This window comes from Candidatus Methylacidithermus pantelleriae (assembly GCF_905250085.1).
Classification (GTDB): Bacteria; Verrucomicrobiota; Verrucomicrobiia; order Methylacidiphilales; family Methylacidiphilaceae; genus Methylacidithermus; species Methylacidithermus pantelleriae.
Genome location: NZ_CAJNOB010000036.1, coordinates 1 through 9,333, shown reverse-complemented (window position 1 = coordinate 9,333; position 9,333 = coordinate 1). Strand labels below are relative to the sequence as shown.

14 protein-coding genes and 1 pseudogene are annotated in these 9,333 nt (G+C 59.5%); all 15 read right to left on the bottom strand.

Annotated elements, in window-relative coordinates; translation table 11 throughout:
* The coding region (locus tag KK925_RS08200; RefSeq protein WP_456237186.1) for a hypothetical protein at positions 1 to 244 on the bottom strand (244 nt) is incomplete at its 3' end.
* A 358-nt stretch (positions 245 to 602) separates the two neighbouring features.
* Entirely contained in the window at positions 603 to 1,091 is a 489-nt protein-coding gene (locus KK925_RS08195) for a PAS domain-containing protein (protein ID WP_174583475.1), read from the bottom strand.
* A 13-nt stretch (positions 1,092 to 1,104) separates the two neighbouring features.
* A complete protein-coding gene (locus tag KK925_RS08190; protein WP_174583478.1) occupies positions 1,105 to 1,470 on the bottom strand; it encodes a DUF488 domain-containing protein in 366 nt (121 codons plus the stop codon).
* Positions 1,467 to 2,921: a cbb3-type cytochrome c oxidase subunit I gene (locus KK925_RS08185; RefSeq protein WP_174583474.1), complete on the bottom strand. Its 1,455-nt coding sequence runs from the start codon at positions 2,919 to 2,921 to the stop codon at positions 1,467 to 1,469. Before KK925_RS08185 ends, KK925_RS08190 begins: the two co-directional genes overlap by 4 nt.
* Positions 2,918 to 3,184: a cupredoxin domain-containing protein gene (locus tag KK925_RS08180; protein ID WP_214096426.1), complete on the bottom strand. Its 267-nt coding sequence runs from the start codon at positions 3,182 to 3,184 to the stop codon at positions 2,918 to 2,920. Before KK925_RS08180 ends, KK925_RS08185 begins: the two co-directional genes overlap by 4 nt.
* 325 nt (positions 3,185 to 3,509) lie before the next feature.
* On the bottom strand, positions 3,510 to 3,905 hold the full coding sequence (locus tag KK925_RS08175; RefSeq protein WP_268905643.1) for a DUF4149 domain-containing protein: 396 nt from the start codon (positions 3,903 to 3,905) through the stop codon (positions 3,510 to 3,512).
* Between the two features lie 106 nt (positions 3,906 to 4,011).
* Positions 4,012 to 4,389, bottom strand: a complete 378-nt coding sequence (locus KK925_RS11490; protein ID WP_407929049.1) for a cupin domain-containing protein — start codon at positions 4,387 to 4,389, stop codon at positions 4,012 to 4,014.
* 31 nt (positions 4,390 to 4,420) lie between these two features.
* The gene (locus tag KK925_RS08165) at positions 4,421 to 5,161 is read right to left on the bottom strand and encodes a c-type cytochrome (protein WP_214096425.1); all 741 of its coding nucleotides are present in this window, start codon (positions 5,159 to 5,161) and stop codon (positions 4,421 to 4,423) included.
* 18 nt (positions 5,162 to 5,179) lie between these two features.
* On the bottom strand, positions 5,180 to 5,530 hold the full coding sequence (locus tag KK925_RS08160; RefSeq protein WP_174583470.1) for a hypothetical protein: 351 nt from the start codon (positions 5,528 to 5,530) through the stop codon (positions 5,180 to 5,182).
* Positions 5,527 to 6,957, bottom strand: coding sequence for a cbb3-type cytochrome c oxidase subunit I (locus tag KK925_RS08155; RefSeq protein WP_174583469.1), 1,431 nt, complete (start codon positions 6,955 to 6,957; stop codon positions 5,527 to 5,529). Before KK925_RS08155 ends, KK925_RS08160 begins: the two co-directional genes overlap by 4 nt.
* Positions 6,958 to 6,959: 2 nt before the next feature.
* On the bottom strand, positions 6,960 to 7,640 hold the full coding sequence (locus KK925_RS08150; protein ID WP_174583468.1) for a c-type cytochrome: 681 nt from the start codon (positions 7,638 to 7,640) through the stop codon (positions 6,960 to 6,962).
* On the bottom strand, positions 7,621 to 7,812 hold the full coding sequence (locus KK925_RS11485; RefSeq protein WP_407929048.1) for a sulfurtransferase TusA family protein: 192 nt from the start codon (positions 7,810 to 7,812) through the stop codon (positions 7,621 to 7,623). Before KK925_RS11485 ends, KK925_RS08150 begins: the two co-directional genes overlap by 20 nt.
* Positions 7,727 to 8,587 (bottom strand): hypothetical protein, encoded by an 861-nt coding sequence (locus tag KK925_RS11190; RefSeq protein WP_236027890.1) that lies wholly within the window; start codon positions 8,585 to 8,587, stop codon positions 7,727 to 7,729. The genes KK925_RS11485 and KK925_RS11190 overlap by 86 nt, the downstream gene beginning before the upstream one ends.
* Positions 8,588 to 8,778: 191 nt before the next feature.
* Entirely contained in the window at positions 8,779 to 8,976 is a 198-nt protein-coding gene (locus tag KK925_RS11480; RefSeq protein ID WP_174583477.1) for a DUF2249 domain-containing protein, read from the bottom strand.
* A 21-nt stretch (positions 8,977 to 8,997) separates the two neighbouring features.
* Positions 8,998 to 9,333, bottom strand: a pseudogene (locus KK925_RS08135) (IS1634 family transposase); the annotation flags it as partial.

Below are 9,333 nucleotides of genomic sequence, written 5' to 3'. Positions count from 1 at the left end.
ATGCCTCCCGCAAAACCGCCAGACCCCCGAAGTCCGATTGCTCCTCCAGTCCCAGCTTCTCAACCTCGACGACCTTCTTCCCCTGCAAGCCCAAACGAATCAGCTCCCGGACCTCTTCGGGTAGCGCAGTGACATTGCAGATCGTCCGGGAACGCGGCCCTTTCTCGGTCCGATACGACTCTCGGATAAAATAGCTCTTGTAAACCCTCCCCTTCTGCCGCGACTTGACTTCGCAAAAGTGCACTACGCACTCTTGTATGCCAAACACAACAAATACACGTCCATATATTCTTTCATCTATTACGTACTACATACTTTCCGTAACTAATTGATAAATCACAATGTCGGTGAAAAAGTGTCTAAGTCAGGTTATATCCCGCTTTTGTTGGAAGACGAAGTGTTAGCTTGACTTTTTCACTCTTCTAGCATGTTGTGAGAGCAGACCCAAGAGCCTATTAGGAGCCTACACGAAATCATTGGGTTTCATTCCTTGTTTGATTACCCGACCCGACGCCCTAACTTGGCTGTCATTTGGGAAGTTACTTTACCAGCACACTCAAGATCAAATGAAGCACAAGCAAGTTGTGCTTCTGTGAGTACACCTACTTAGAATCGGCTGAGTTTGCCGTATGTGAACTCATTTTACTCAGTTCTTTCAGTTTAGCCTTCAAGGTATCTATTTGTTCCCTTAGTTCCTTCTCCTGCTGCCAGCGTTTTGTAACATCCCGAATGATGGCAGCAGCTCCCAACACACTGCCTGCATCATCGAATACGAGAACCATCCTAAATTCGATGGAAATGCGTGAGCCATCCTTGTGAAGGGCAGGCACGCCAAGCAGGTCCTCGTGCGCGTGCTTTGTGACACCGGTTTCCATCACCCGGTGGTAGGCCTCCCAGTGCCGTGCCGGGAACCGTTCAGGGATAATCAAATCCAGGCTCTGACCCAGAGCCTTCTCAGCCGAATAGCCAAAGATAGCCTCTGTGCCGGAATTCCAGAGGCGAATAAGTCCCTTGGTATCAGCAAAGATGATCCCATCATAAGCATTATCCACGATTTGCTGGTACAAACATTTGTGGGTATATGTTAACATGTCTGAAGCCTCCCTAGCGGAGTTTCTCATACTGTATCTGGGTTTCTAAAAACGACTTCAGTGCCACTGCGTTGTTGTGGGCCTCGTCCCTGGCGCTGAAAAGCAGGGTAACATTACCCTTTCGTGCTGCCTCAAGCAGAGGTTGCCAAGCTTCATGCTTGGCCTCCAGTTCGGCGAAGTAGCGTCGTTGGAATTCCTCCCATTTCGCGGGGTCGTGACCGAACCACTTGCGCAGGGCGTCGCTGGGCGCCACGTCCCTCAGCCAGCCGTCCAGTGGCAGCGCCCCCTTTTTGATCCCCCGCGGCCAGAGGCGGTCCACCAGGAAGCGCTTCCCGTCCTCCGGAGCGGGCGGCTCGTAGACGCGTTTGAGCCGGATCATCCTGCCCTCCATGCGGGGGCTGGGGATATCGTCTGCCGGGCAGCCCTGAGTCTGGTGAATATATCCACGGCCAACCCGAGCACGGCAAGGTCCACGAGGAGGATGGAGGGGATCCCCCCTTGCGCGAAGACTTGCCACTCCGGCGGATAGACGGCGAACCGCCGCGCCACGCCGTAAGCCCCGGCTACGAAGAAGGTGAGGAAGAAGCCCGCCCCACCGATCCCGTACAGCCCGGCCGCAGCCCGGCTTACTTGTAAGCCCTTCGAGTTGCTGAATTCGGTGATGAGGCGGTACAAGAAGACCAGGTTGAAGGCCACCGCTCCGAACAGGAGATACGTATGGAAGTGGGCGGGCACCCACAACAAGGTGTTGTGGAACAGCTGGTTTAAGGGGATGGTGGCGTCTATGACGGCCCCTACGCCTCCGAAGACCCAGCCCCCCAGTCCTAAAACCATCAAAATGGAAGAAACCGCCCAGCGCAGGCGCGAACGGTAGATCAGGGCCAGTCCTCCGAGGATCGTCACCAGGAGCGCCGGAAGCCCCACGAGATAGGAGTCGATAAAGCCCGTCATTTGAAGGAGAAGCGGCTGGACGAAGTCTTGATAGACATGATGGCCGTAAGCTAAAAGGACCAACACGATCGCCAGGTTCCAGCCCAGGATGGAATACCAGGCAGTCTTCCACTCCCGGTTCGTGTAGGCAGGCAGGGCGGTGTAGAGCAGCCCTGCGGCGAGGTAGATGATCAGGTTGGCCACCATGTGGCCGAAGAGGTAAAGCCCGTTCTTGACCACGAGCCAATCTAAATTAGGAAGGATTCCCGCCATGGTGGCAAAGAGGGCGATCAGGAGGACGGCCCCGACCACGGTGGCGATGATCCCGTCGATTGCTACCATCATGCCCGCCAGATCCACCATCCGGGGCAGGGACTCGGCACCGGAGCGCCCTCCTGAGAAGAGATATCTCCAGGCCAGGGCCTTGGACACCCCTCCGTCCGCCTTCACGATGGCATACAACGCGTTCACACAGTAAAGCAGAAAGGCCAGGGCGACCGAGAACACTCCCACCATGAAGGCGGTGGCCATGGCCATGCTCCAAGTCATAACCCCGGCAAAGGGAAGAGGGGGGAGCATCGTCCAGCCAACGCCGACTTTGCCCACAAGCGTGGAGATGAGCACAAGAATCACGCCGACCATGTAGATCCCATAGACGAGCCAAAGCAGGGAGGAGTTGAGCCGCACTTTGGGGCTCAGCGCATACGCCAAGCCCCCCATCCCCGACAGCAGGAAAGCAGAGAGCTGGGCGGTGCCGTGCAGGGTGAGGATGGCGTAGAACAGGACGGGCGGCGGGCTCAGAATGCCCGCCTGGCTCAGGCGCATCCACAGTCCCAGCTGGATCATCCCCAGGAAGATCAAAAAACCCGTGAGCATGTAGACCAGGGCGATGCGTCTCATCGTTTACCTCCCCTGTACGGTAATGGTGGCGGCCATGGCATGATGAGCACGCCGCAAAACTCCAGACAGAGCACCTTGTAGGTGCCGGGTTTCTTGAACACGTAGGTCAGGCGGTTGGTATAGCCGGGCATGGCCTGGACCTCGGCTACTAGCCTTCCGTCGGGGTCGTAGAGGCCGAAGCCGTGGTTGACGTCGGCTGCTCGGACGAGGAACTCCACCGGCATGCCCACCGGGATCTCCCTCGGGTGGATCTCCCCGCCCACTGCCGACCAACGACCTCAACGGTGATCTCAGGAGAACCCAAGGTCCCGGAGCGAACATAGTCGTAGGGCAAGAAGGGCAGGGAAGCCAAGAAGGCCGCGCCGAGAACGGTCAGGGCGATGGGCAAGAGGCTTTTGCGCAGCCTCCCGGCTTTCGGAGCCACATTCTCGTAGGGTTCACTCCGGCGGGCGTTCGTTACGATCCACACCCACAGGGCCGTCTAGATCAAGCCCACAAGGATCAAGATCCCAAACCCAAGCTCCGTGGCAGGGGTCATCCGTCACCTCCGGCCTTTCGTCTCATGGTTCCCTCTGCGGACCCTTAATACTAAAAGCCGCCCCGAACCAAGGCAATGCCCAAGGCGACGATCACCAAGGCGAGCAGGAAGCTCAGGCGCCCGATCCACCCCGCCTGACGGCGCAGACGGGCCGCCCGCGGGTCATCGGGGCGCTCCTGCCACAGGGCCGTCGCCCGAGGGCCGATGTAAAAATCATGGACCGCGCTCAGCGCCAGCACCACGCCCACCAGGAGGAGCCTGATCCCGAGCGTGCGCCCGAAGGTTTTCTGCCAGAGGGTTCCGTTGAAGAGGTCGCTCCAGGTGAAACCGCGATAGGCCAGGTTGAAGCTCCCGGTCAGGATCAGCAGGATCAAGCAGATCCGGCCGATCCAGCGAAAGCGTAAGCCGACAAGGGGCACCAAGCGGCTGCTTAGGGGGCCGAACACCCCGTTTCGTGTGACCGGCAACAAGACGAGGACGAGGAGAACATCCCTCCCAGCCAGACTGTGACGGAAATAACGTGAAGCCAGACCGAGAGCAGGTAGAGCGCCTTCATGTTGATCGAGCGCCTACCGCCAGCGGCCCCTTTGCAGCCCCGCCTGGACCTCGGCGTGGTCGGCCTCCGTTGGGGGTGGCGTGACCACGTGCAGCACCACCAGCCGGGTCTCGGCCAGCACGCCCCGGGGCTTGCCCCGCGGGGACAAAGGCCACCGCCCCCGGCGTCAGCGGGTGCTCCTGATCGCCGACGACGGCGCGCCCCTGCCCTTCCAGCACGACCAACGTCAGGCCCACCCCCGGCCGGTGGACCGGGATGAACTGCCCCGGCTCGAAGCAGGCCAGGATCACTTTGGTGCGCTCGCTTTCCGCCAACACCTTGCCAACGAAGCGATCCGGCCGGAAGGCCGCTTCGGAACGAACCAACGGATACATCGCTGCACCCATTGTATAACCTCCTTCAAAGTCAACGTTTTGCCGCTACATCTTCTCGGGTGACGGTGCCGAAATCGTTACCCCAGGAGGAACGGATGTAGTTGACGATGGCGGCGATTTCCTCATCGCTCAGCCGAGGCCCCCAAGGCGGCATCGCCGTGCCGGGCCGGCCGTGGAGTATTGTATTCAACACCAGATCTGTGTCTGCCAAGTTAGGATTGCCGGCAAGGGCGGGAAAGACCCCGGGTTGCCCCTTGCCGCTGGGGCCATGGCAGACGGAGCAATGTTGCGCATAGAGGGCGGCGCCGTCGACCGGGCCGGCCGCGGGCGTACGGCCCTGAGATGGCGTTGGGATAGGCTCGATTTGGGTCATGACGTCGCTGGCGGCCCGGCTGCCAAAAAAGTTGAACCAAGCCGCCACGCCGCCGATGAAGAGGAAAAGCACCACAGGCAATAGGGCGTAGAGCACGCGGTTGGGAGACGAGCTCGTCGCTTCCCGTTCCATAGGGTCGATGAGATCGACATCGATGGGGGCGCCCATAGGAACGCGGTTGAGGTGACCGGCGTAGGCCTCGTTACGATGGGCGACGGTAAAGGTGTAGAGGTGGTCGTAGTATTCCCCGTTGTCGTAGTGAACCGCAATCCGTAGGAAGTGGTCGCCCTCGGCAAAGTCGGCCGGATCCAAACGGACCTTGAAAGGTTCTTCGGTGAGGACTTGAAAGGGTTCGGACGCGCCGTCTACATAGACTTCAACACGGGTGATCTTAGCCATCATGCCCTTCTCCTGCGGTTAGGGTTCGGTGCGCGTGCGCTCGGCCTCCCGCTCCCGGGACGTAGGGCGCTCTTCCGAGCGATGGAAGGCGATCACCACGCGCCACATGGCGGGAGGAATGGCCAAATACGCCAGAGCCGATGCAGCAACCAGATATCTCCAGAAGGGATCCAGATACCCGGTCATGACCATGCCTACGGCCGCGAGGAACTGGCCCAGGGCAAACAAAGAACTGACCCAAATGAGCCAGGTTTTCCGGAACATCCGACCGGCCGTGTAGAGGCCGGCGTACAGGCCGGCCGACAGGACGAAGCAGAAGCCCAAGACAATGATCGTCCCCACCATCCGGGCAATCTCGGCCGAGTTCATCCGGCTCGCCTCCTTTGTTTGGCTTTGCCGAGGGTGAACAGATCCCCGACCAGCAGAGCGTAGCCCAGGACCAGGATCAGGCCGAAGGCGAAGCGCCAGCTCAACGTGCCGGCATACCAGGGGTGGGTGTAGCTGTCGATGAAGGCCGCCCAGGTGCTACCGCCCACGGCTCGTTCCACCAGCGTCTGCACAAACCCCGAAAGGGTGAAAGCGGCGGTGACCCCTATGATCCCCAAAATCATCAATCCCGCGGCCCATCGCCAGAGCTCCGAGTCCAGGGGGACCGGGATGGTTCCGCGCAGGTGCTGGGCGGCGATATACATCAGCGCCAGGTCTGTGGCCACATAGGCTCCAAAAAAGGCCAGGTGGCCGTGGGCTGCGGCCAGTTGTGTGCCGTGGCTGTACATGTTGATTTGGGGCAACGTTTGCATAAAGCCCCATACCCCGGCGCCGATAAAGTTGCCAAAGGCCTGGGCGATGACCCAAAACATGGCCGGTTTGTTCACCGTGCCCAGCCGGTGACTGCCGGCATCGTACACGGCGTGCACGACCATGGCCACTAAGGGGAGCGGCTCCAAGGCGCTGAAGAACCCACCCAGGCCCAGCCAATATTCCGGCGTGCCGATCCAGAAGTAGTGGTGCCCCAGCCCCAGGATGCCGGTGCCGAAGACCAGGGCGACTTCGACGAACAGCCAGGTCTCCACGATGCGCCGGGGGGTGCCCAAGAGGTACATCAAAGACCAGGCCACCAGGACGCCGACCAGCACTTCCCAAGTCGTTTCCACCCACAGGTGCACCACCCACCACCAGAGGTACTGGTCCATGGTGATGTTCACGGTGTAGTGCATGCCCGCGGTGTACAGAGCGGCCAAGGCCACCAGATCGAAAATGAGCACCGCCAACAGTCCCGTTATCCTGCGGCTTGCCAACACCGTGGCAACCACATTGAACAGGAAAATACCCAACCATACGACCAAAGCGAGATCCACCCAGCGAGGGGCTTCGAGGTATTCCCGGCCTTCCATGAGGAGCCAGATGGTCTTCATCTCCCCGGGTCCGTACTGGACAAAGAGGTAAAGGCCAAGCAACACGCCCAAGCCAGCCACTATGATCCACCAGATCACTTTGGCCGCTGTCATACCGACGACCTCACGCCCAGTTTCTCTGGGAAGGAACCAGTACACCCCGCCCATCATCCCCAAAAGCAGCCAAACAATCATGGTATTGAGGTGGATCGTTCGAGTCATCATGAAGGGCAGCGTAGGAAACAGAAACCTGGGATTTATTTGCTGGTACGCTGCCAGAAGCCCGAAGAGCAACTGTACGCCAAAAAGTGCAATAGCAACTCCAAAATACCAAAGCGCCAATTTCTGCGACTCGTACAGTTTAGGTCGGGTTTGGGCGATTTGATGTGTGGTCTTGTCCATGCTCACCTTCCTCCGGTTCGTCCTTTTTGTCCAAAGTAGGGTGGAAACCCATTCGTGTTAATCGCTGACATCCATTTAAGAAAAGCCACAACGGCCGTGAGTTCTTCATCCGTCAAGCCGAGATTGGGCATGATACGCTTTCCCTGGGGATACTGAGGCGGGTTAATCAGCCAGGCTTTCATTGCCGCTTCCCGAGTTTTTGCCCCCACGATGGGCATGATGCGCTCCTTCCACCAGGGGTCTAACCAGGAGCGAGTGAGGTCGGGGGCGAAGTAAGCGCCGTTCCCCAACAGGGTATGGCACTCCATGCAATTTCGCGATTGGATGGTCAGTTTCCCCTTGTTGATCAGGGCATAGGCTTCTTGCGGAGAGTACACCTTGCCGAAGAAGCCCGTTTCTTTGCCGATCACCGGCACTTCCCAGCGGCGTTCCGGGTCCCATTGGAGGCCGATCTCGTGGTTGATGACCGTCCACGGGGGAACGCGCCCGGCTCCGGGACGGACCTTATTGACTGTGTCCACGGTCAACCAGAGTAAGATCCCGCTCATGACCAGGGAACTGACGACCATGGCGTTCCGCCAAAACCGCCAAGACAGCCACCCGGATCCTCGGCTTATCCAAAGGGTGATGGCCGCGGTGAGGAAGAGTGCGGCCACCGTGATTTCAATCCAACTGTACTCCATGTTGTCCCCCCTTCTCGATCAAAAAGCGATACCATCGCCACCACAACCGGCCCCCTTTCTCGCAGGAGAGGAGCCGGTGACCTTTTTTATTCAACCAGGCCGGCAGTTCCCACCAGGAGATGGGATCGCTGCTGAGCAATTCCAGAACCTCGCCTGGTTGCATAGCCTCCAGCGCATGTTGGATGTGGACGAACCCTGCGCAGGATTTCCCACGGTTGTCCAGGCGCTGAACGGGTTGGACCGGTGGAGCGGGTCTGGTTTCCAGTTCCTCCACGTCGCACATAGCTCGGACCGGCGAGCAGGCGCGCCACATCGGGCAGGTGATGAAAATCCCCACCAGTGCGACGATCAGCCCCAACTTCAAAAGGATGAGTTGCCCAAAGGTGCTCATCAATAGCGCGCAGGCTGAGACTGGTGTAGGGCAGAGCCTGGAGTAGGCCGGTAATGAGGAGCGTGGGTAAGATGACCCGAACCGTCCGGCGGAAGCGCTCCAGGTGCCGGGCTGAAGACACCACCACGGGCAGCGACAGGATCTCCTGGGCTGCCGGCACGGCGATGAAGATGTTCCACAAAGCGCCGCCGAACCAGAGGGCGAAGGCCAAAAGATGTAGTGGCCGCAGCATCCAAGCGGAGGGGTGGTAGGGAAATGTGATCCGGGCGTCCAGGAGGGCCGTCAGGATCAGGGCCAGCACCAGCGAGGCCCAACTCAACCGCACCGGCCACTGCTGAAAGATGTCCTCCGGACGAGACCGCCAGAGGAGCCAGGCGGTGGAGAGGCAGGCAAGGACCAGGGCGCTCAGGCCAGCCAGCCAGAGGGGGATCTCACCGGCTCGGACAGCCCAGCCGTGAAGCCAGAAAAGGTGAGGGGCGGTCAACGCCACCGCCACCAGCGTCACCCCTCCGATGCGTCGGAAACGCCGGATCTCTTTTGCGATAAAGGCGAACACCTCGCCCTCCTGGGGCCTATCCAGAAAGAACCCCCACCACATGGTGCCACCAGCCAGCATCCCCACAGCAGCCAAAAAAGAGCCAGCGCACCAGCGCCTGCACCGGCGTGGCACCTTGGGTGGTCATTGTCATAAAGGTCCCCAAAAGTGCTGCAATACTGATTATAGAAAGTTTGTCACACTGTCCACTTTTATCCTCCTGCCTTCCCGATGAGCACCCGCCAGACCTCCGGGCCCTCTTCCAAGTACTCCCAGGTGACCTGCCCCTGCCGCTCGTGGAGGAACTGGTAGTAGAGGGGCTTTGGATCATGGTCATTAAGCAAGATGAAAGCCTCCCCGGGCCTAACCTGACTTCCATTGAGTAGCGGCGTAAATCCTTGATGCGGAATGACAGGCCTTTCCGCTACTGGCTACATTGCTGCCCAGGCCGGCGGCTGGGAGAAGAGCGGGAGCAGACGAAGTTTTTCCAGGAGCCGATTCAGTTCCCGAGGAATCTTGCTCAAAAGACGAACGATCGGCTTGCCTTCCACGGAGAGAACGCCGAGGCGGATTGCCTGGAAGCGGCGCAGGAGCGCAGGAACGTGTTCAACAACACCGAGCTTGCTCCACTCGGCGGCCAAACGAGCCGTCATCCAATAGGCCAGAAAGCAGATCCTCACGTGGTTGCGGACACGGTCGGGCCGCCAATGGTAGACCGGCCGGACCTCGAGGTAACTTTTTAATGCGCAAAAGGCCTGCTCGACCTC